Source organism: Cohnella abietis (assembly GCF_004295585.1).
GTDB lineage: Bacteria > Bacillota > Bacilli > Paenibacillales > Paenibacillaceae > Cohnella > Cohnella abietis.
Map to the genome: position 1 here is coordinate 2,327,981 of NZ_AP019400.1, position 21,542 is coordinate 2,349,522.

A 21,542-nucleotide genomic window follows, 5' to 3' on the forward strand; every position below is an offset into this window, starting at 1 on the left:
TATTATTAAGGAGATTATGGAATGAAAATAGAATTTAAGAAAATAGTAGCAGCAGCTCTAACGTTCACTGTACTCACGTTACCAACAGCAGCTTTGGCTGCCTCCAGCACAGAGTGGACAAAGTCAGCGAAGCTTTATGAGGTGCACACATGGACTGGCAATTCTGAAATTGGACATCGTAATGGCTCGGTTAGCGAAGCTACGTTCTTTCAACCCAAATCTGTTGTAGTTACAGCGGACGGAAATTTGCTTGTGACGGATTCTTCCAATCATTTTATTCGTAAAATATCGGTAGACAAGGTAGATGACTATACGGGTTATAAATTGGGAGTGGATGAGAACAAGCTACCCATTGGCGGATACAACGACGATATATTAAAAGATGCAGCTTTCAATAAACCATCCGGGCTAGCGATAGATGCACAAGGAAACGTATTTGTGGCGGATACAGACAATAATGCCATACGTAAAATTTCCAAGGACGGAAAAGTAACGACATTGGCGGGCAATGGTCTTCTTGGTCTGGCTGACGGAGTAGGTGAGAAGGCGAAATTCTATAGTCCATCTGATGTCGCAGTAGATTCTCAAGGTAATGTCTATGTAGCAGATACCTTGAACAATGTTATCCGTAAAATTACAGCTGATGGAACGGTGAAGACGTTAACGGCTCCTTCAACAAGAGTCGTAGAATATTTTCCAGGGGTTGCTGAAGCAGTAGGGGATTTCTTGGACGGACCAATTCCTTCAGCTAAATTCAATGAACCAAGCGGGCTAGTCATTGATAATAAAGGCAACTTATATGTTAGTGATCGCGGCAATCAACGTATTCGTTACATTGATTTCGCTAATGGCAAAGTTTCCACTGTAGCTGGAGGAGGAGAGTTAGCTAAACAAGCTCCTTATGTAGAGGGAGATTATGTAGACGGTCCTGCGGCTCAATCGCGATTGAATGCTCCAGAAGGTTTGACAGTAACTGCTGACGGTTCACTAATTGTTGCTGACAGCTTAAATCATGTCATCCGCATTATTAAAGACGGCACAGTGTCGACGTTAGCAGGAGTTCCTACTGAGTTCGGTAAAGCAAACGGAATTGCTAGCTCAGCACAATTTAATCATCCGACAGATGTTGTGGTACTCCCGGACGGTCGTTTAGTCATCGTCGATGAATCAGGTAACAAGATCCGAGTCCTTCAGAAATATGCCAAGCCAGCTGCATTGCCAGCTTCCGTTATTTCTGTCTTGTACGACGGAAAGCTTGTTCCATCGGATGTGCCTGCACAGAACAAATCGAATGCCGTATTGCTACCAGTTCGAAGTGTAGGAGAGACGTTAGGCTATAAAGTCGAATTTGATAATAAGACGGGAAATGCTATTCTTACTAAAGGCGATGCTGTCTATACCGTCAGCAAAAATGCGAATACGGTTAAGAAAACAGTGAATGGGAAGAGCGAAGCACTGACCTTGAACTCAGAGACGGCTTTTGTAAATAATCGCTTTTTAATTCCTGTTCGCTTCTTCGCTATTGAAAGTGATCTCGATATCCAATGGGACAGTGAATTTCAAATTGTCGTCATTCGCAATAAAACCTTTTAGGTAGAGAGGTGAACTCATGAGCAAGGAATCACGCATTGACGAACAGATCCAACATTTCTATGACAATGTTCCCAATGTAGGGGATGCCTTGCCGCTCAAGGATTACCTCCTCAAGCATGAAGATAGCCGGATGGCATGGTACTTGCTCGGCAAGGAATATGAGGGACAGAAAGACACAGCTAAGGCTACTTATTGCTTCGCACAGGCAGGAGAAATATATGAGGCGTTTGAATCAAAGCCTGCGCCTATGTTACCTGTTAGTAAGTCGAAAAACAAAAGTAGAAGCCGCTTAAAATGGATTATTGGCATTCTAGCTCCTTTTCTATTAGTTGGTCTTGCTGTTGGAGCGATTAAAGCATTTGCTCCGGACAAAAGTGAGCCGCTGTCAAATGTGCCTGTAGCTGAGGGGACGCTAACACCAGTCAGCCCCTCAGTTCCAACTAGGGGTACTCAAGCTTCGCTCCCTCCGAATGTGGTCCCACCGGATCAAATCGCGGGAGCATCAAGCTCGGATAAAGATGGGGGTCAAGTGTTAGGGGCACTATTGACGAATAATCCCTCCCGACAGCCGCGATTGCTTATTAAAACACCAGCCCTGGGCAAATGGAGCGACTGGGTGAAGAGTGGGAAGCTTATCGCATCGGTTACATCAGATAAAGAATCAGGTACTGCCGCAATCAATTGGTATGATTCCAAATGGTGTAATTGTAAGCCGGATGATGCGACATCAACCCAGAAGCTTGTGAAGGGTTGGATGCCGCTACAGGAAGAGAAAATCGTACTGCGCTCAGCTATTATTCGTTATAAGGCTAGCACGGGGAAGTGGCCGGCTACGCCTGAGACGTTAGCAGCTGACTATCCTAACAATACGATGGCGGGATGGACAGAAGGGATGACGCCTTGGTTCGATGAGCTTAAAGGTAATCTCGAGAACAAGAAGGATGGAAAAATCCCACAAGCTCCTGCTTGGCCGGATAATACAGGGCCAGATATGGGCCATGGGACACCTTCGGGACAATTATCCGCTATGGCTGAGCAACCGCTCGCTATAATGATTGATACGGAAAATCATAGATTGGCTGTTGTGAGCGGCAATGTTCTATTACGTAATTATGAGGTAGGCTTAGGAGGAAGTAAGACGCCTGAGCGAAGCTTTGTTATTTCGGAAAAGGTCAAAAATCCAAACGGCCGTAGCGATGGAGCCTTCGGCAGTCGAGGAATGACCTTATCCGATACGCGATATGGAATTCATGGAACGGATGAGCCCAAAAGCATAGGCAAGGATGAATCACATGGGTGCGTCAGAATGAAGAAAGAAGATGTGGAAGAATTATTTGATTTAGTACCATTAGGAACCCCTGTAACAATAGCAAAAGGAGGCTTGCCCAACGAACTGAGAGCTCCACCGGAACGATTCCGGCTAACGAGCACGCAGGACGAGACAAACCCCCACAAGGTATATGACTGGTTAAATTAAAATGATGCAGAAAAATTAGACATCCAAGGCAAGCAGTGTAGCCATAACCCCCACAATAACTACAAAAGCCACCCCGATCCAGATAAGCGCCTTCTTATTTAATTGCTCCTTCGGTTTGGCGCGGGATGTGACGGGTGGTTTTTTTCTGGCTGTGCTCATGATAATCAACCTCTCTATCATATGATTCGTTAATCCTTCCATTGTAATCGTTTTCCCAGAGAAATACCAGACGGGGATAAGAGACAAATGAGCGATGAGAAGGATGAATTCAAACGAATCTAGATGAAGAGAGACTAAGCGGGCTTTATCCCCTTTTCTTTTCTCTTGGAAAAGGCTAAACTGTTACCCGAAAGGTTTTCTTTAATACACGTGTAATCTATTGTTAGTGTTTCTTGAAAGGATGTCGAATTCATTGTTGTACCAAATAGCTAAACCCTTCTTATTCAAAATGGACCCTGAAGCTGCACATCATCTGATCGTAGACGGAATGGGTGTTTCTGCGAAAATCCCAGGTATGCCCTCGCTGCTATCTGCAGTATGGGGCACGAAAGATTCTCCAGAGCTGGCAGTCGACTTATTCGGTCTTCATTTTAATCATCCTGTTGGCTTGGCTGCAGGTCTTGATAAGAACGCGAAGGCAGTGACTGGCCTATCGAGAATTGGATTATCTTTTCTAGAAGTGGGAACCGTTACTCCGAAGGGGCAAGCTGGTAATGAGCAGCCTCGTTTGTTTAGGCTTCCTCCGGATGAAGCGCTTATTAATAGGATGGGCTTCAATAATGATGGAGCAGATGTAATGGCTGAGCGGCTCTCGAAGCTTTCTCGGCATCGGATACCTCTAGCCGTAAATATTGGTAAGAATAAGCTTACACCTAATGAAAATGCAGCGGATGACTATCGGGCTTGTGTGCAGAAGCTGTTTCCTTATGGTGATTTTTTCGTTGTGAATATTAGCTCACCTAATACTCCGGATTTAAGGGCTCTGCAGCATGGAGACGAATTACGTAGTCTACTTGACGCGGTCAAGGATGAGATGGGTAAGCAAGCTGAAAGACATGGTGAATTACCGAAGCCAATTTTAGTAAAGATTGCTCCGGATAATACGGAAGAGCAAATCATGTACATGGCTGAAGCTATTCAGCTTAGTGGAATGTCAGGTATTATCGCTACGAATACAACGATTAGTCGTGATGGATTAACACACAAGAGTGCAGGAGAAATGGGCGGGCTTAGCGGTCGTCCGCTAACGCAACGTTCGACGGAAGTCATCCGAAGCTTATACCGAATTACACAAGGAAAGCTTCCAATTATCGGCTCTGGCGGCATTTTCACAGCAGATGATGCTTATGAAAAAATTCGTGCGGGGGCAAGTTTAGTAGAAGTATACACCGCGCTTATTTATAAGGGGCCTGCATTATTAAAGGAAATACATGGCGGCTTGAAGAAGAAATTAAAGCAAGATGGATTTACTCGTATTACGCAAGCGATAGGCGCGGATCACCGTTAGGGGGTTTTTCGATGGACGGAAGGGACTGGGGGAAGTTCCTGCTTCCCTATGAGCAAGCTGCGGAAGAGCTTAAGGTTAAGCTGAAGGCACTCCGTTCTGAGCTTAAGGCTAGAGATGAGTATGCTCCGATTGAATTCGTTACAGGTCGAGTGAAGCGGGTATCAAGCATATTGGAAAAAGCACGTCGACTATCTGTGCCGCTTGATCGGATCGAGCTTGGCATTGAGGATATTGCGGGCATCCGAATTATGTGTCAGTTCGTGGACGATATATACCGTGTAGCTGAATTAATTCGCCAGCGTAAGGACCTGAAGCTTGTATATGAGAAAGACTATATAACAAACTACAAGGACAGTGGTTATCGGAGCTACCATCTCATCGTCGAATACCCGGTGCAGACTTCTCTTGGTTCTAAGCCTGTCCTGGCAGAAATACAAATCCGTACACTGGCGATGAATTTCTGGGCGACGATCGAGCATTCTTTGAATTACAAATATCGTGATCAATTGCCTTCTCATGTTAGAGAAAGGCTACGCAAGGCAGCTGAAGCGGCTTTCCAGCTCGATACAGAGATGTCCAGCATACGTCAGGAGATTGTAGATGCGCAGCAGGATTTCGAAGAAAGCTCAGTTATCGTACGGCGGGTGCTTAACGAGATTCAGGAGCTTTATTTTTTCCGTAGAGTAAGAGAGGCTGCTCAGTTCCAACTTCGCTTTAATGAGCTGTGGGAGCATGACGATGTGTGGGGCCTTAAAGAGCTATCCCTCGAAATTCAGGCCGCTTTGGACCGTGCAGGAAAGGGCGGGACAAGTTAAGATGACAGGCTCTGGGAGACAAGCAGATCGTTTAAAGGGCTTGATGAATGATCCTCGCTACTTTGCTTATATCTCCTATTTTAATAAGGATCAAGATTATTTTGAGTGCCATGAGGTTATGGAGGAGCTGTGGTTGGAGGAAGGCCGCAGTCCCCTGCTTCAGGGGCTTGTTCAGGTTGCGTTAGGCCTGCACCATTGGGACAATGGGAATGTTACGGGAGCTGTGAAGCTAATGACGTCTGCCTTAAATAAGCTTACCGTCTATGCGGATGATGTTATTCTAGGACTTGATATGGTTTCGTTGCGTGCGAATTTGAAATCTGGTTTGGAAGCGCTAACAGTGATGGGGGCTCCATTCGAACCGTTTAGGCTAGAGGTGAAGGATCAGTTGCTAGCTCGCGCGGTTACAGAATGGGAAGCGGGGCCAAGGAGCCTCGGAGATGAGAAAGAGGAGTAACTGACTGAGGAGTCACGCCTAGGCGCATACAGTATCCGGTGGGAGCGTCAGAGGGCGCTACAGCCGGTTTATTTGTATTTTAGGACAAGCGGTTCTTTAACATATTCGCATAACAGTAAATAGGCTGCTAGTGGCACCGTAGTGGAACCGTACTGGCACAGTATTGGAAGGTGCACGAAATATTCGAGCAATTGGTTTGTGGAAGGGCACGAATGGAGGTAGTTGTGCGAATATTTCGAGCAACAGGGCTGTGAAGGTGCACGATTGGTTGGAGATGTACGATTATTTCGAGCAACGGGGTTGTGGAAGAGCGTGATCGGAGGTAGTTGTACGATTATTTCGAGCAACAAGGTAGTGGAAGGGCACGAATGGAGGTAGATGTACGAAATATTCGAGCAATAGGGCTGTGTGAGGACAGATGGAGGTAGATGTGCGAAATATTCGAGTAACTGGACCTTGGAAGGGCCCGCTTGGAGTGAGATGTACGATTATTTCGAGCAACAGGTTAGTGGAAGGACACGAATGGAGGTAGATGTACGAAATATTCGAGCAATGAGTCTTTGAGGAGGCCCGAGTGGAGGCAGTTGTACGATTATTTCGAGCAACAGGTTAGTGGAAGGACACGAATGGAGGTAGTTGTGCGAATATTTCGAGCAACTGGTCCTTGGAAGGGCACAAATGGAGGTAGTTGTGCGAATATTACGAGCTACTGGTTCGTGGAAGTTCCCGATTGGAGACAGATGTACGATTATTTCGAGCAACAGGGCTGTGAGAGGACACGAATGGAGGCAGTTGTACGATTATTGCGAGCAACTGGTCCTTGGAAGGGCACAAATGGAGGTAGGTGTACGAAATATTCGAGCAATTGGTTTGTGGAAGGGCACGAATGGAGGTAGATGTACGATTATTTCGAGCAACAGGTTAGTGGAAGGCGCGAATGGAGGTAGATGTACGATTATTTCGAGTAACGGGGTTGTGGAAGGTCGCGATTGGAGTGAGATGTACGATTATTTCGAGCAACAGGTTAGTGGAAGGACACGAATGGAGGTAGATGTACGAAATATTCGAGCAATGAGTCTTTGAGGAGGCCCGAGTGGAGGCAGATGTACGATTATTTCGAGCAACAGGGCTGTGGGAGGGCACGAGTGGAGGCAGTTGTACGATTATTTCGAGCAACAGGGCTGTGGGAGGGCACGAATGGAGGTAGCTGTACGATTATTTCGAGCAACTGGTCATTGGAAGGGCACGAATGGAGGCAGATGTACGAATATTTCGAGCAACGGGTTTGTGGAAGGGCACGATCGGAGGTAAGTGTGCGAATATTTCGAGGAACGAGGTTGTGGAAGGTAATCTCGATGCAAAGCTTTTTCTTCAATGTGCCAAAAATAAGGATAGTGTTATAATTGGAGCATAGAGCTTAGTTGTGGACAAGCACTTTTACACGATAGGGATAAGCTTGCCTTATACAACAGGGATATTAGTATGGACATGAAATTGCGGCAATAAGAAAGTAGGTCATCAGATGAAGGTAACAATACGATTGGACAAGATGCTCGGAAATCTAGGATATGGCACACGTAGCCAAATTAAAATTCTTATTAAACAAGGTGCAGTCGCTGTAAACGGAAAGCTAGCTAAAGATCACGGAATGCAAATTAATCCCAAAGAAGATGAAGTGGTGCTTGATGGGGAAACGATAAAATATCGAGACACTGTATATGTCCTGCTTCATAAGCCTGCAGGAGTCATTTCTGCGACTGAGGATAGCCGGGACCAAACGGTCATCGACTTGCTGGATGAAGATTTGGCTGTGCTGTCACCCTTTCCTGTTGGGCGGCTGGATAAAGACACCGAAGGCTTGCTAATTATTACGAATGACGGGAAGCTATCTCATGAATTATTGTCACCACGTAAGCATGTCCCCAAGACATACCGGGCTCTAGTAGCAGGTGATGTTGGAACGGACGATGCTGAGGCCTTCTTAAAGGGTGTAGCTTTAGATGACGGCTACGAGACTATGCCAGCGCAATTGCTGGTGAGGGCAAAAACAAGAAATGATGGGGCCCCTGAAGTTGAAGATGAGCTTTATGCTACTGAGATGATAGACGCCATTAAGCTTGCACCTAAGCAAGAGGAAGAGATTTCGATGGATGTTCTTAGCTGGATTGAGCTTACGATTCACGAAGGTAAATTCCATCAGGTTAAAAGGATGTTCGAAGCAGTTGGTAAAAAGGTGCTGTACCTGAGGCGTATTTCGATGGGGCCGCTACAGCTGGATGCGTCTCTCGCTCCTGGAGAGTGGAGAGAGCTGACTGAAGAAGAAGTGGAGAGTTTGCGTAATTATCGGAAGGAAGGCAAGGTATGAGCTATCGCCTAATTGCTTTAGACATAGATGGAACGTTATTGAATGATCATCATGAGGTAACTCCAAGGGTTCGTGAAGCCGTAAGAGCAGCAGCGGAGCAAGGCGCGGAAATCGTGCTTTGCACCGGCCGGGGTTCAACTAGCGCGCTATCCGTCCTTAATGACCTAGGACTAAAGGGAACGATGATTACCCATAACGGCGCATCCATAATCGATAGTGAAACACGCGAAGTTTTATACGACACCGTCATTTCACATGAGCATGCGCAGACGTATGTGACTTTTTTCCGGGAACGCGGCATTCATTATGACATGAATACAGCCTTTGATTTGTATGTGGAACAAATGAATGAAGAGATTTCGCAGATGTATAGCAACATGCTGGCTATACCCATCCTGCGGAGCGAGGAAGAAGGATTTCCGGAGCGGATGGTGAAAATGTCCATTTTTGCGCCAAAAGCTGTGTTAGATGAAGTGGAAGCCGAATGGATAGGATGGCATCATGAGCTGCAAACGGTGAGAAGCGGGGATTCTTTCTTCGATGTGCAGCACTTGCATGCTAGTAAAGGAAAAGCGCTGGAACAGCTGGCTAACCTTCGAGGAATTGCGCGTGAGCACATCCTTGCAATTGGCAATTATTATAATGATACGGCTATGATTACTTACGCGGGTTGGGGAGTCGCAATGGCCAATTCCCCTAATGAGGTAAAGGCAATAGCGGATGAAGTAACGATTTCCAACAATGAAGATGGCGTAGCGGTAGTGCTAGAACAAAGGGTACTAAGATAATGACACTTTAATAAATAGAAAAACAAGTCGGACAAGTGCCGACTTGTTTGGCGTGGCTTACTATTGGACTTTGTCCAGGCAATCCCAATTAGTAACCAGCGCGCAAGATGATGACTAGCAGAATGAACAAGACCAGCACGAAGGCTGCAGATGCATAATATCCGCCGGCTGCACCAGACATGCAAATTCCTCCTTCATGAAGAATAATTTTGTTGGGGTGCCGAAGTAAGGTGCTATGATGTGCTCCCCTGTCCTCGGTATACTCTTATATTATGAAGAAGGAATTCTGCGGATTGGACATTTATCCCATGGAAAATGATTTGGGTATTGGCGGAAATAGGCTAACGACAGGCAAGGACAACAGCTGGAGTTGTAGAGCTGTTGTAGATTTATTTTAATAGCTGCGCTCTAAATTAACTACATTACGCTCCGGCTTTCCTACTGCTAAATAAGCTTTCAGGTTGTCCATTAGAATATCGGCTACTCTTTGCTTATAGTTGTCTGTCCATCCCCCGATATGAGGGGTAATAATGACGTTATCCAGCTTCCATAGAGGATGATCGGCTGGTAACGGCTCTGTTTCAAAGACGTCAAGCCCTGCACCAGCAAGCGAGCCATTCTCCAAGGCTTGAATCAATGCATCTGTATCAACCGACGGACCACGTCCCATATTAAAAAATAAAGCACCCGGACGTATCCACCCCAAACGCTCCTTGTCGAACAAATGGTGAGTTTCCTCTGTATAAGGTAGCACGTTAACAACAACATCGCTTTGTGACAATACCTCTTTGAGCTGGTCAATACCATACATCTTCTCTACGTTTGAAGAGGGAAGCGAGCTGCGCCTTACCCCAATTGTACGCATACCGAACGCAACTGCGATACGAGCGAATTCCTCTCCAATAGCTCCAACCCCGATAATGCCCATTGTTTTACCCGAGAGTAAATGATAGCGTTCGGACGGCTGCCATTGCTGTTGGCTTTGATGGCGAATCGCATGATGTAAATTACGGCTAAAGGAAAGCAGCATGGCAAACAGAGTTTCTGTCATGGATGCTGGGTGAATGCCGCTAGCACTACTTAGTTGAATGCCAAGACTCTTAAGCCTATCTAGAGGAAGCTTATCAACACCAGCAGAGCTCGTTTGTACCCATTTTAGCTTGGAGCCTTCCGTTTCCAATATTTTTCCCATAGTAGCATTCCAACCACACACAACCTCGGCTTCTAGATATTGCTCGTGAGATATTTGATCAGGGCTACCAGTAACGATTGTCCAATCTGGAATTAGCTCTTGTATTTGTTGCACTTGAACGGCTTTAAGCTCGAATAGTAGAAGTAGACTAGGCATGGAATATCTCCTTATGTATGTATTGTGTTTGACAGCTAGGTAGTAAATTAACCATCACGGCGTTTCAGAAAGCTTGCTTCAGCGGCATTTATTCCTTTAAGCTTTGCGTAATTCGTAACACGGTTTTTACCAGATGTTTTACTATTATACATCGCCTCATCCGCCTGCTTCATAAGCACCTCAGCTGTCTCGCCTACCGCAGCCATACTGAAACCAATGCTGATTGTAACGATTGATTCCTTTTCTGTCCGCGAGCGAATGGCTTCAGCAACTTTCTTGCACACAGACGAAGGTCCAATGACGAAAGCGACTAGCTCCTCACCGCCGTAGCGACCGGATAATCCAATTCCTTCGGTTTCCTCCATCAGAAGAGCTGATACCTGCTTAAGAACTCCATCTGCCTTATGATGTCCATGCGTATCGTTTAGCTTCTTGAAATTGTCGATATCGCAGAAAATAACGCCAAGAGCTCTTCCGGTCCGAAGCTCCTGATCCAATCTTCCCATGAAGTACCTTCTATTGTACAGGTTTGTTAGACCATCTGTAATCGAAGAACGGTAAACAGATTGAAGAATTTCGACAACACGCTCGAATAAAATCATAAATAAAAGAATGTAATATACAATTGGTAGCAGGCCCGCTATCGTTCTAAAAATAAGGACCTCTGGTGCCCAATAGGTGCTTGAAATGACAAAGAGCTGCATTGAAAATGCGACCATAATGCTAGCCATATATTTACGAGGCTGGCCAATATGGGGGGCAAACATCAGCGCAAACAATGGCCCAAGCATAAGCAGAAAGCTATCTAGCGCAGGTGTTGAATGAATATTGCTCATCCAATCACCATTGGATGAAGAGACTCCCGGCAGTATGTCTCCAAGGGCAATAAGCAGCGCGGTTCCAAGCAAGCCATAAAACCAAATGCGTGTTCGGGTGCGACGACGATGGTAGAGCTCAAATACAGCGAAATTGATGACGATGAATGCATATACTTGTAGTAGCTTGCCGATGAATTCCAAAGAAGGAATGGACGGTGTAAGCTTTAAGGCAAACGCTAGCTGAAGCGAGTGGTGGATGAGAATAAACGCAAGAGATGTGAGCAATGATCGGTAAGCTTGCCTGCGATTGTGCTCATATATTCGGTAGGACATGAATAACATCAGGGCCACAATGACGACAGCCATAGCGGAGGAAAAAAGAAAACTGTAATCACTGGAAGTAAGGATGATAGTATACATGATGGACTCCTTTAGCAATCTCTTCAGCTTGCAGAACATATGTTTCTAATATATCATATTTTTGAGAGACTAAGTGCTTGTCTTATTCTCATGCTTACCTAGATAGAGAGAAGTGAGGAGGAATCGCCCTTGAACATTTTACAGGCGTTGTTTTTCCCCCCGGAGCAGCCGGGAGGTGTCTCATCCATGGTACCCCATATCGGGGAGCGATTCCGCAAAATAGGCTGGGAAATGGAACTGTTCTCACTGCCAAGGCGAATTCGCAACAAAGGACATGACCCAATCAAGTTCGAGACCTTTGACTGGCAGACCTATGCGGGCAATGCCATTGTGGACAAATATATTCAAACCTATAAGGATTACATTTGGTGGGTGAAGCTAAGGCTTTCCGGTCAGAAATACGATCTCATCCATGCGCATCATCCAATTGCTGCACTAGCGATGAAGCATATTTTTGTGGATACCCCAGTATTAATGACGATTCATTCAAGCTATGAACGAGAGCTAATATTAAACGGCCGAATTGCCGATGGTGGCGCTGAGCATCGTTTTCTGACTGCGATATACACAGAATTAGAGCATCAAACGGATCAGCTGATGACGGTTTCGAACTCTTTTGCTAAATATATCGGCACTTACTTGAAAGAACCTGAGCTTATTGAAGTAATTCCTAACGGATATGATGAGAAAAGGTTTAAACCAGTCCCTCATGAGAACGAGGTTACCCAGCTTGTAACCGTATGTCGACTCGTTCCGGCCAAGGGATTGGATATTCTTCTGAGGGCTTGTGCTGAGCTTCGCCAAAGAGACATTAAGTTCGTTCTTCATATTATTGGAGACGGCCCTATTCGTGAAGAGCTTGAGGCATTGTCTCAGAGCTTAGGCATATATGATGATACGATTTTCTACGGGTACATGCTTCATCCTGAGGAATTAATGCCCTTCTTTGATGTATTTGTTTTACCGTCACGTGCAGAGGCATTTGGTTCGGTATTCGCCGAAGCGGCATTGTGCTTACTGTCCCTAGTAGGAACAGACGTTGGAGGCATCTCGGAGCAAATTGAGAATGGCGCCAACGGCTTGCTTGTCCCATCAGAGAATCCTGTTGCTCTCGCAGACGCTCTAGAAACGGTAATTAACGATCCCCATTTCCGATATGAGATGGCACGAGCAGGCTGGAATAAAGCGAAGAAAACATACTCCCTTAATCGGGTCATTAGTGAGCTCAAAAGGATTTATACGTCATTCGATAAAGAAATCGAGCAAGAGCAAGGGACGGACAAACAGGAGACGTGATCACAGTGGGTATTCCTTTTACCTTTGTACATGCGGCAGATCTTCATCTTGATAGTCCCTTCAAAGGGCTGACCAAGGTGCCGGATGCCGTTCGGGAGCGACTGCGCGAATCGACCTTCGCTGCACTACGGGGGCTCTGTGACATTGTTAGACGTGAAAAAGTAGATTTTGTTGTGCTGGCGGGGGATCTGTTCGATGCAGCAGATCGTTCCCTTCGGGCACAGCTTCGTCTGCAACGTGCTCTTGGTGAGATGACTGCCCTTGGAGCCCAGGTATATATTGTGCATGGCAATCATGATCCCGAAAGCGGACGTCAGGCGAAGCTTGATTGGCCTGAAGGGGTACATGTTTTTGATTCGGGCGGCGTAGGATGCTTGCCTGCTTTTTCTCGTGATGGCGAATTAGTAGCCCATGTGTATGGTATTTCTTATCCGACGCAAGCAGTGACCGATAACTTGGCACTTCGTTTCAAGAAAAAGGAGGGAGCACCCTTTCACTTGGCATTACTGCATGCTAATGTGGACGGTGATTCATCCCATGACAACTATGCGCCTTGCAAGCTAGAAGAGCTGGCAAATGCCGGATTTCAATATTGGGCGCTTGGTCACGTACATAATCGTCGTATTTTGCACGAATATCCTCATGTCGTCTATCCAGGAAATATACAGGGGCGCAGCATCCGTGAAACGGGTGGCAAGGGCGCTTACGTTGTCTCGGTCTCAGATACGGGATCTATTGATATGCGCTTTCGCGATGTTGCAGATGTGCTGTGGCAGGAAATCTCGGTATCGATTGCTGGTATAGAGAGGGAGCAGGAGCTCAAAAACCGACTGCTGACAGCGCTTGAGGAAGTGGGGCGAGAAGCAGAAGGACGTCCGGCTTTGGTACGTATTCGGTTAGAAGGCCGTGGTGTTCTGCATGATCGACTTTTGCAGCCCATTGTAGCTGAGGAATGGCTTGAGGAGCTAAGAGAATGGTTAGGTGAACCTGAGGACAGCAAAGCTTGGATATGGCCAGAAACAATTGTTGTTCGAACAGGTGGATTGCTGCAGCTGGAGACAGCCTCTGAGGAGAGTGGCTTTGTTGGTGAGCTTCTTCGTAGAGGAGTTGCAGCAACGCAGCAATCGGATTTATCCAAGGCGTTGCTTGATGAAGCAATAGACGCGCTATATCGACAGCCGAAAATTCGGGAATGGCTTGATTCTAGGAGCCATGAGGAACGGGCCCAATGGATAAGTCAGGCGATGGAGCTTTCCTTGTCATTGCTGAGGGAAGAAGATGCCGGGTGATCTGCCTGGAATGGAGGTGACGGGATGTACATACGAGAGCTTCATGTAGACGGTTATGGTGCGCTTCAGGGACTGAAGCTTGAGTTCAAAGCTCCTATCACCGTCATTTATGGCCCTAACGAAGCAGGTAAGAGTACTTTACTTCGGTTCGTTCGAAGCATGCTATATGGTTTCCCTACGCGAAAAGACCCGGTGGAGCGGGGCGAGCCCGTATTCGGAGGGCGCCATGGAGGGCGGCTGCTCCTGTCGGATAAGTCAGGGCGGAAGTGGATACTTGAGCGCTATGCTGAGCGTGGGAATGATATCCTGCTGCGTGAAGAAAGTGGGATCGAGCGGATATTAGGTCAAACAGAGTGGGAGCGGCTTCTATTAGGAGGTATCTCTGAGCGCTTGTTTCGTCAATTGTTTGCGGTATCGCTTAATGAGCTTCACGAGCTGAGATCGCTGCAGGGAGAAGAAATCGGCAATTATTTGTACCACGCTGGACTTGCTGGTGGCTCTGCACTTACGGCCGCGCGTCGTCAGATAGGCACGGAAATGGATCGTCTGTTTCGTCCGAAAGGAACGACTCAAGAAATGAATCGGCTGCTCGCCGCAATGAAAGAAACGGAGACAGCCATCCGTCAAAGCGGAGATGGCGTTCAATATTATTATGAGACCGGCGAAGCATTAGCAGAGGTGGAACAGCAATTAGCCTTGCTAGATCAGCAGTTCCCCGAGCTGCGTATGCAAACGGCAAAGCTGCAAGGGGCGTATGAGCTGCGCGAATGGTGGCTTAAGCGCGAAGCTTTATTGACGGAAGAAACGGAAATACGCAATCAGCTGCCCGATCCGTCAGCTCCCTTACTGCGAGAGGCTACCATCGTCGCTTGGCCGGATTTGAAGCTCAGGCGACAGGAAGCCATCATTAAGCTGAATAGAGCTACAAGCACTCAATTGGAGCTGCAGATTCAGCGTGAGAAGATGACTTGGGATGAAGAATGGGTATCTTCCGTTGCTGAGCTTGAACGTCTGGAATCATTGCGCGAAGGAATGATCGCTAAGCGAGAAGAAAGAACGGAGCTGGAGGCCGAGCGCCGAATGCTGGATGAGAGCTTACAAAGCACGCTTTCTAGACTTTCTGCGAATTGGGGAGAGGAAGAGCTGCTTTCCTTCGGGGGGCTCGTTGCCGAAAGGGAAAGAGTTCGCCGCCTGCAGATAAGCTGGGAGGAAACGGAAAGGGCATTGGCTACGCTTGATTCAGAAATTCGTAGAATTGCCAGACAGCGAGAGGTACTTCAATCGGAAGAAAGCTCACTTTCCGCTGCCGAAAGCTTGGCGGATAAGGATGCTGGCTTATCGTTGAAGGGACAATCCCAGACATTCGGCTTATTCATCCCGCGCACTAAGCCAGCTTTAATACAGGCATGGCATAATGTAGAGGATGCGCGCCGGGAATACGAACGGGCTCGGTCGATTACCCGTCCTTCTCGCAGTAATGGGTCTCGCACCTCTCAACGGATGGCTGTGCCACCCCGAATGCAGTATGGCATTGCAGGTCTTCTAGGTGCTGCAGCAATAACCTTACCATTGCTGATGAATAGTGAAGACAAAGCGGCTCCTGTTGTTTATTTGATTTCCGCTATTTTGTTAATCATATCTGCAGGAACGTTAATAACAGCTTTGCGCCGCAAATCCGAGAGTCGTAATCGAACAGCTACAGATGCCTCTAGCCCGACTAGCGATCATGATATTGCAAGTATTCGGTTACATCATAAGCTGGTCAACGATCGATTGCGCCAATTAATGAATGACCCTGAGACAGCGGTAGCCAAGCTCATTCCAGATCTTCAGGAGATGGCCTCGGCTGATTTGCCGCAGCAATCGGAAGCTGAAGATCTAATGTGGCAGCAGCTACGCGGTGCCGTATATGAGCAGCTCGAGCGATTCGAAGTAATGGAGCGCGAGAAGTCGAAGCAGCAAGAGCTTCAAGGGAGAGGGCAGGAGCTTCAGAGAGAGCGTGAGCTTGTAGAGAGAGATTCGGTTAAGCTGCATCAACGATTGGATGAGCTACAGGAGCAATGGATGGAATGGCTGCACAATCGCAGATTACCTTCTCATCTCACTCCAGACGTTTTACCCGAGCTGCTAGGTTTAGCTGAGCAGGGGCAAACCTTGCTGCGCCAGCGTCAGCGTGTAATGGAACGAATGAACACGCTTGCGACAGCATTAGCTGAATTTGAACAAGCAGCGTCTCGCCTTATAGAAGCATGTCCTCCACCAGCCCATATTCGCATGGACATTTTACAAGCTATACAATGGCTCTATCGCGAATCATTGAAACAGCTTGAGGTTAAAGAGGCGGCAGAACGGGCTGATCAACAGCTTATGGCTGCTAGTGCCTTTGTGAATGAAGTCCATGAAGAGCTTAAGGAAATAGAAGATAGTGTGGCTGCTTTATTCACCGAAGCGCAAGCTGTGAACGAGGCTGAGCTTGAAGAAAGGCTTCGAATCGATGGGCGTTGTCAGGCGCTTCGTAAGGAAGCAAGGGAAATCCAGCTCCGATTGGAGTCGGGAAGAGATGCAGTAGCGCAGGCGAAGCTGTACGAGCTGCTGGATAGTTATGACGAGGCAGCCCTGGCTTCTCTGCTGCAGGAACAGAAAGGCTTGCTTGAAGCAGAAGAAGCACGCCGGACAGATTTGCTAGATAGACGTGGTCGGTTAGCTCAAGAGCTGAACAGACAACGCAATGAGGCGGAGCTTGAAGACAAGGGACAGAGGCTTCGTGAGCTGCAGAGCAAGCTCGAGCAGCTTACCGAAAGATATGCGATCCTCGCTCTATGCGATAGGCTAATTGTTCAGACAAAGGCCGTCTACGAGGAAGAAAGACAGCCGGAGGTGCTGCAGCATGCTTCTCGCTATTTGAAACAAATGACGAATGGTACCTACACTCGCATTGTTGCACCGGGAGATACGAAGGCTCTTCTGGCAGAAACACATGACCAGAGACAGCTGGATAGCCTTTATTTAAGCCGTGGCACACAGGAGCAGCTCTACTTGGCTATGCGTTTCGCCTTGTGCAATGCGGCATCGCCGGAGCATCCATTGCCGTTACTGCTTGATGATTTGTTTGTGCATTTTGACGAGCAAAGGCTTATTCAATCTCTCCCTGTCCTTCAAGATTTATCTGGTCAAAGACAGGTTTTCTTATTTACTTGTCATCGACACGTGGCTCAGACAATAGCATCAGGAATTCCAACTGCTCAGCTGCTTACGTTGGGGGATTAGGAGGCGTCGGCTGACTAGTGGAACGAGAGCGATCACGGCTAATGAGGAAAAGCCAACCCAAGCTGAGCAAGCCGAACATGGGGTACAGCGTCGATAATAAGGGGCCGAAGCCCAATTGCCCGGCAAGAAAACAGATGAACAAGAGAATCGAAGTTAGCAGCCATGGGGAAGCCTTTGTTCTCTCTTGAAGCTGTAGCGTAAGGCCGTATATATCGGCGACAAGAGTTGTGAAAATTTCCATGAAAATTAAAAATACGAATATCCAGTGGAGCCAAGCCCCTAGCTCACGGGCGATTCCGCCCATAGGAATCTCAAATTGCGCAATACCGGGCATTCGTGCTGATAGTGCCAGATGGCCAGCAAGAAGCATAAGGCCTATGCCGATTCCTCCCATCCATGCGCCTCGCTTTAAGACGATGGGATCTTTAATGGCAGATCCGAGAGGGACAAGCACAGCTTGCGACATGGAGAGATTAAATGCTGCGTAAAGGAATGGGGATAGCCAAGCTGCCCAAGGAGATAGCTCATTGGGACTGGATATCCAGTTGCTGGATATGGGGTTGCGAAGCGTCTCTATAACGAGAAAGGTTGTGAACCCAATCATTAAAGGAACTACAAAGGTGTTGATTGTTAGAATTGCATTCATCCCTTTACGCAGCAGCAGGAAGCAGGCGAACATCGTCACGATTAGTCCAGTTTGGTAGCTCAAGTTCAAGTGCTCTGAGAATAGTGAACCCGCACCAGCAAGCATAACTGCATTAACCCCCAGCAGAACTATGAGCATCAGATGGCTTACCCAACGTCCTACTTGCTCGCCGAATAAGTATTTGTTTAAGTCTTCATAGGACTTTGCTTGGAGCTGAGCGGCCAATAGCATAACCTTGGCGCCAATCCACACGAAAAACAAGGTTGATAAAATAATGAGATAAGGACCCCAATGTCCGAAACGTGTGAAAAACTGCATGACCTCTCTTCCGGAAGCAAATCCTGCTCCGACAACGGTTCCGATAAACACTAACCCGACTTGAATGCTTGTGGCCCATTGCTTCATTTCACGGAACCTCCCGACCGACCTTGTCCGTCTCTATTCCTTAATCTATGTCGCCAATAGGACGGGCATGACTTGAGGAAGTATCCGCTTTGATATTATCGTTATAGACAACACAAAAACGCCTCATTCTTCGGATAATATCCGTTGAAGGAAGGCGTTTTAGAGTTGTTCACTAAGGAGCTTGAGCGACAGAACCTTCTGAGTGTCGGGGTCTAGGTCAAGCTTAAACCAACCGCCAGCTACCTCTACTGCTATGACATTGGTTTGGTTGTCATTCTGAACACCAAGCAGATTGGCAGCTTTCGAGCCATCCATGCCATTCAGAAGTCCTTGAATACCGGAGCTTACTTTGGAAGAAGAAATTTCTATATAAACGACTTTATTTTTCTCGTTCAAGCCTATTGCTATACCGTCATATTCCCATATATCTACCGTTTCATCATCTCCTGGCAGCGGATATGTATTTGCGGGAGATCCATATTTCTTAAGGACGTCACTTTCTGCACCGCCAAGCACTATGTCGCCTAAAGAAGGATTTTTCGCATGAAAGGGTTTATCCGTTGTGTTGTCTTTGCTTGTTGATTTAGGATGCAGGTTAGACGCTTCAACAGCAGGAGCCGAGGGTGTAGGATCGATATCTGGTGAGGATGGGGCTTCGGACGCAAAATCTGTAGGTTGCTTGCTAGGCCATGGATTCCAATCATTAGGCGGCAAATAAGATGAAGACGGACGGGGTGATTGAATTGTAGCTGGATCATCTGCAGGTAAGCTAGTTGATTGCGCCGCAGGTATGGAGCTACAGGAGACCAAGCTTGTGGATAGCAGAAGAGTGCCCCATATCTTAAGTAATGCTGGGCTGCTTCTCATCATGGAATCCCTCCTCTATCTACACTTACACTATATAAGACAATACAAATCATGGAAAAGTTTCGGGTTAATTAAGTTTTTTTCATATTTCATTCTTTTGTCACATCAAGGCATAATTTGTCGGGACTATAGTCATGGTATTTCAAAAGCTTTCCGATGTAGGTTTCCAATAAACCTTATGTTGCACGAGTGAAAAGGATATGGTACGTTAGACGGAAAAGACAACGGGTGGTGGAGAAGACAGTGGATATTCTCAAAGATAGGATTCTTAAAGAAGCGAGTGTCATTAACTCCGGGGTGTTGAAATTGGACTCTCTGCTTAATCATGGCGTCGATCCGCAATTGACGATGGAGATGGGCAAGGAGTTTGCAGCAAGATTTGCTGGCGAGAAAATTACAAAAGTAATTACGGTTGAATCATCGGGAATACCGGTTGCTTTCGCAACTGCGTTCCAGCTTGGCGTACCGCTCGTATTTGCTCGCAGGAAAAAAACATTACTCGGTGAACCGGATGCCTATATCGAAAGGGTTCCTTCATTTACGAAAGGAATCGTAACTGATTTAATTGTATCTCGCGATCTGCTTAATGCAGACGATTCCGTACTGTTTATTGATGATATTATTGCAAACGGGGATGCGGCTCGGGGACTCATAAAAATTATTGAGCAATCTGGTGCGTCTATTAGTGGTATCGGGATCGTTCTTGAGAAATCATTTCAAGCGGGTGGGCGTACACTTCGCGAGCTTGGTTTCCGGCTGGAAACGCTCGTTAAGATTCAATCACTCGATGATAATACAATTACATTTGCCGATTAGTAATATTAGGGCTATGAACTTCCATTCCCAACGGGATTTCATTGACGTATAATAGGATTAACCTGCAGATGGGGAGGCGAACAGCAAATGGATAATGCAAGTAACCTAAATTTGTCGGTCGACTTTTTCCTGAATAAGCTGGAAGAGTCCAAGGTTCATTTTGAGCGAGCGCTCGATTGCAAACACACGGAGTTCGACGACCTGTATCCATACATGATCGAACACCCGCAATTTTTCTGGTATAAGCGTTATGTAGCTTGGTCTGAATTGCTTACGATTGTTAAGCTGTGCGAAGAGCTTAATCTTCCATGGACAGAACGATTCGCAACTCATCAAGCGGAATATGTTAGCAAACGAGTCATGTCCAGCAAGGTTCTAGATTTCTGGTATGAAACGAACGATACGAGGGAGCACGTCGGGTAACTACAATCGGTGCTGCTTGCAAACTCGCCTGAATGACCCGCATGGACTTAGGTCCTGGCGGGTTTTTCGGCTCACACAAGAGGAGGACTATAACATGGATGACGATCAATTGAACCATTTTCGCGTCGAAGGAACGAAGGTTAGGGTTGTAAGGGATGCCTTGGAGCAAAATGATGTAGTCGGGATTGTAGTTGCATGGGATGACGAGAAAATGCTCATTCGCCGCCCTAATCGGAAAGTAGTAAAGGTAAACCGGGGTTATGATATTCAACTGGCAAGCGAGCCAAGACAATGGTCACATGAATGAAAAGTCTGCACGTGAGGGAAATTAGAGGGCAATGACATTGACCATCTAAATTCTAAAGGTGCGGGGGCAATTCGATGAATGTAATGGAGCAAAAGGTACGTCAGTATAAGGAAAATGCAGCTGGGCTGTCCGATATACTTCCGGAGGTGGCGCGTACATACGAGCAATTTACTGGGCAAGCCTTTGAGTCGGGAGAGCTTGATGCAACAACTAAGCAGTTAATCGCACTCGGAGTTGCTCTTTACGCGAACAATGAAGTATGTAGCTTTTACCACGTACAGGAAGCGCGTGCCCTAGGTGCAAGCGATCAACAAATTATGGAAACAGTAGCCGTCGCCTCGGCGGCCGCAAGCGGACATGTGCTGTCCCAAGGGGTTATCAGAGTTCAGGGGGCGCTTGGGATTAATACAGGGGAACAGGTTAATAGCAATATTAACTGAAACATGAGTCCTCCCGACGGTAACACCATAACAATGAACCAGCTCTTGAATTGGTCCTTACGACGATTCAAGAGCTTTTTTGGTTATTCATAATGTATAAGTGACAAGCTTATTTATTCCTGAATAACCTCCGACATAAACAGTTTTCGCTTTCCAAAAGATAGCGAAAACTGTTTATGCTTGCATTTGATGTTACAG

At 46.8% G+C, this 21,542-nt stretch carries 21 protein-coding genes; 15 read left to right on the forward strand and 6 right to left on the reverse strand.

The window, feature by feature from the left end; translation table 11 throughout:
• Window positions 1–21: 21 nt before the first annotated feature.
• Both KCTCHS21_RS09925 and KCTCHS21_RS09930 read left to right on the forward strand, forming a co-directional pair.
• Window positions 22–1,593, forward strand: a complete 1,572-nt coding sequence (locus KCTCHS21_RS09925) for a stalk domain-containing protein (RefSeq protein ID WP_130607271.1) — start codon at window positions 22–24, stop codon at window positions 1,591–1,593.
• 16 nt (window positions 1,594–1,609) lie between these two features.
• Window positions 1,610–3,070, forward strand: a complete 1,461-nt coding sequence (locus KCTCHS21_RS09930) for a L,D-transpeptidase (protein ID WP_130607273.1) — start codon at window positions 1,610–1,612, stop codon at window positions 3,068–3,070.
• Between the two features lie 15 nt (window positions 3,071–3,085).
• On the opposite strand, the gene KCTCHS21_RS31365 is transcribed toward KCTCHS21_RS09930, so the two are convergent.
• Window positions 3,086–3,229 carry a hypothetical protein gene (locus KCTCHS21_RS31365; RefSeq protein ID WP_170211425.1) on the reverse strand — a complete coding sequence of 48 codons (144 nt, stop codon included), beginning with the start codon at window positions 3,227–3,229 and terminating at the stop codon, window positions 3,086–3,088.
• 253 nt (window positions 3,230–3,482) lie between these two features.
• Here KCTCHS21_RS31365 and KCTCHS21_RS09935 point away from each other — a divergent pair, with 253 nt between their 5' ends.
• The 6 genes from KCTCHS21_RS09935 to KCTCHS21_RS09960 all read left to right on the forward strand — a co-directional run bounded on the left by KCTCHS21_RS09935 (window position 3,483) and on the right by KCTCHS21_RS09960 (window position 9,002).
• Window positions 3,483–4,577 (forward strand): quinone-dependent dihydroorotate dehydrogenase, encoded by a 1,095-nt coding sequence (locus tag KCTCHS21_RS09935; RefSeq protein WP_179952688.1) that lies wholly within the window; start codon window positions 3,483–3,485, stop codon window positions 4,575–4,577.
• Between the two features lie 11 nt (window positions 4,578–4,588).
• Window positions 4,589–5,392, forward strand: coding sequence for a GTP diphosphokinase (locus KCTCHS21_RS09940; protein WP_130607275.1), 804 nt, complete (start codon window positions 4,589–4,591; stop codon window positions 5,390–5,392).
• Window position 5,393: 1 nt separating this feature from the next.
• Window positions 5,394–5,849: a DUF309 domain-containing protein gene (locus KCTCHS21_RS09945; RefSeq protein ID WP_232058144.1), complete on the forward strand. Its 456-nt coding sequence runs from the start codon at window positions 5,394–5,396 to the stop codon at window positions 5,847–5,849.
• Between the two features lie 690 nt (window positions 5,850–6,539).
• Window positions 6,540–6,932 carry a hypothetical protein gene (locus tag KCTCHS21_RS09950; protein ID WP_145988933.1) on the forward strand — a complete coding sequence of 131 codons (393 nt, stop codon included), beginning with the start codon at window positions 6,540–6,542 and terminating at the stop codon, window positions 6,930–6,932.
• 439 nt (window positions 6,933–7,371) lie between these two features.
• The gene (locus KCTCHS21_RS09955) at window positions 7,372–8,214 is read left to right on the forward strand and encodes a pseudouridine synthase (RefSeq protein WP_130607279.1); all 843 of its coding nucleotides are present in this window, start codon (window positions 7,372–7,374) and stop codon (window positions 8,212–8,214) included.
• Window positions 8,211–9,002, forward strand: coding sequence for a Cof-type HAD-IIB family hydrolase (locus KCTCHS21_RS09960; protein WP_130607281.1), 792 nt, complete (start codon window positions 8,211–8,213; stop codon window positions 9,000–9,002). The genes KCTCHS21_RS09955 and KCTCHS21_RS09960 overlap by 4 nt, the downstream gene beginning before the upstream one ends.
• An 88-nt stretch (window positions 9,003–9,090) precedes the next feature.
• Here the strand turns inward: KCTCHS21_RS09960 and KCTCHS21_RS09965 are convergent, their stop codons facing one another.
• The 3 genes from KCTCHS21_RS09965 to KCTCHS21_RS09975 form a co-directional block, all read right to left on the reverse strand.
• Window positions 9,091–9,183: a sporulation protein YjcZ gene (locus KCTCHS21_RS09965; RefSeq protein WP_130607283.1), complete on the reverse strand. Its 93-nt coding sequence runs from the start codon at window positions 9,181–9,183 to the stop codon at window positions 9,091–9,093.
• Window positions 9,184–9,396: 213 nt separating this feature from the next.
• Complete coding sequence (locus KCTCHS21_RS09970; RefSeq protein ID WP_130607285.1) at window positions 9,397–10,350, reverse strand: D-2-hydroxyacid dehydrogenase; 954 nt, start codon at window positions 10,348–10,350, stop codon at window positions 9,397–9,399.
• Between the two features lie 47 nt (window positions 10,351–10,397).
• Window positions 10,398–11,588, reverse strand: coding sequence for a GGDEF domain-containing protein (locus KCTCHS21_RS09975; protein ID WP_157994002.1), 1,191 nt, complete (start codon window positions 11,586–11,588; stop codon window positions 10,398–10,400).
• Between the two features lie 129 nt (window positions 11,589–11,717).
• On the opposite strand from KCTCHS21_RS09975, the gene KCTCHS21_RS09980 reads away from it, so the two are divergent.
• The 3 genes from KCTCHS21_RS09980 to KCTCHS21_RS09990 are packed head-to-tail and all read left to right on the forward strand — an operon-like array spanning window position 11,718 to window position 17,440.
• A complete protein-coding gene (locus KCTCHS21_RS09980) occupies window positions 11,718–12,884 on the forward strand; it encodes a glycosyltransferase family 4 protein (RefSeq protein ID WP_130607289.1) in 1,167 nt (388 codons plus the stop codon).
• A gap of 5 nt (window positions 12,885–12,889) precedes the next feature.
• Window positions 12,890–14,173, forward strand: a complete 1,284-nt coding sequence (locus tag KCTCHS21_RS09985; protein WP_157994003.1) for a metallophosphoesterase family protein — start codon at window positions 12,890–12,892, stop codon at window positions 14,171–14,173.
• A gap of 24 nt (window positions 14,174–14,197) precedes the next feature.
• On the forward strand, window positions 14,198–17,440 hold the full coding sequence (locus tag KCTCHS21_RS09990) for an AAA family ATPase (protein ID WP_130607293.1): 3,243 nt from the start codon (window positions 14,198–14,200) through the stop codon (window positions 17,438–17,440).
• Here the strand turns inward: KCTCHS21_RS09990 and KCTCHS21_RS09995 are convergent.
• A complete protein-coding gene (locus tag KCTCHS21_RS09995) occupies window positions 17,424–18,491 on the reverse strand; it encodes a YkvI family membrane protein (protein WP_130607295.1) in 1,068 nt (355 codons plus the stop codon). The genes KCTCHS21_RS09990 and KCTCHS21_RS09995 overlap by 17 nt on opposite strands.
• Window positions 18,492–18,650: 159 nt before the next feature.
• Window positions 18,651–19,361 (reverse strand): hypothetical protein, encoded by a 711-nt coding sequence (locus KCTCHS21_RS10000; RefSeq protein ID WP_130607297.1) that lies wholly within the window; start codon window positions 19,359–19,361, stop codon window positions 18,651–18,653.
• 240 nt (window positions 19,362–19,601) lie between these two features.
• On the opposite strand from KCTCHS21_RS10000, the gene KCTCHS21_RS10005 reads away from it, so the two are divergent.
• The 4 genes from KCTCHS21_RS10005 to KCTCHS21_RS10020 all read left to right on the forward strand — a co-directional run bounded on the left by KCTCHS21_RS10005 (window position 19,602) and on the right by KCTCHS21_RS10020 (window position 21,344).
• Window positions 19,602–20,174 carry a xanthine phosphoribosyltransferase gene (locus KCTCHS21_RS10005; RefSeq protein WP_130607299.1) on the forward strand — a complete coding sequence of 191 codons (573 nt, stop codon included), beginning with the start codon at window positions 19,602–19,604 and terminating at the stop codon, window positions 20,172–20,174.
• 87 nt (window positions 20,175–20,261) lie between these two features.
• The gene (locus tag KCTCHS21_RS10010) at window positions 20,262–20,597 is read left to right on the forward strand and encodes a hypothetical protein (RefSeq protein WP_130607301.1); all 336 of its coding nucleotides are present in this window, start codon (window positions 20,262–20,264) and stop codon (window positions 20,595–20,597) included.
• A gap of 94 nt (window positions 20,598–20,691) precedes the next feature.
• Complete coding sequence (locus KCTCHS21_RS10015) at window positions 20,692–20,904, forward strand: hypothetical protein (RefSeq protein WP_130607303.1); 213 nt, start codon at window positions 20,692–20,694, stop codon at window positions 20,902–20,904.
• A 74-nt stretch (window positions 20,905–20,978) separates the two neighbouring features.
• Window positions 20,979–21,344: a carboxymuconolactone decarboxylase family protein gene (locus KCTCHS21_RS10020; protein WP_130607305.1), complete on the forward strand. Its 366-nt coding sequence runs from the start codon at window positions 20,979–20,981 to the stop codon at window positions 21,342–21,344.
• Window positions 21,345–21,542: the final 198 nt, after the last annotated feature.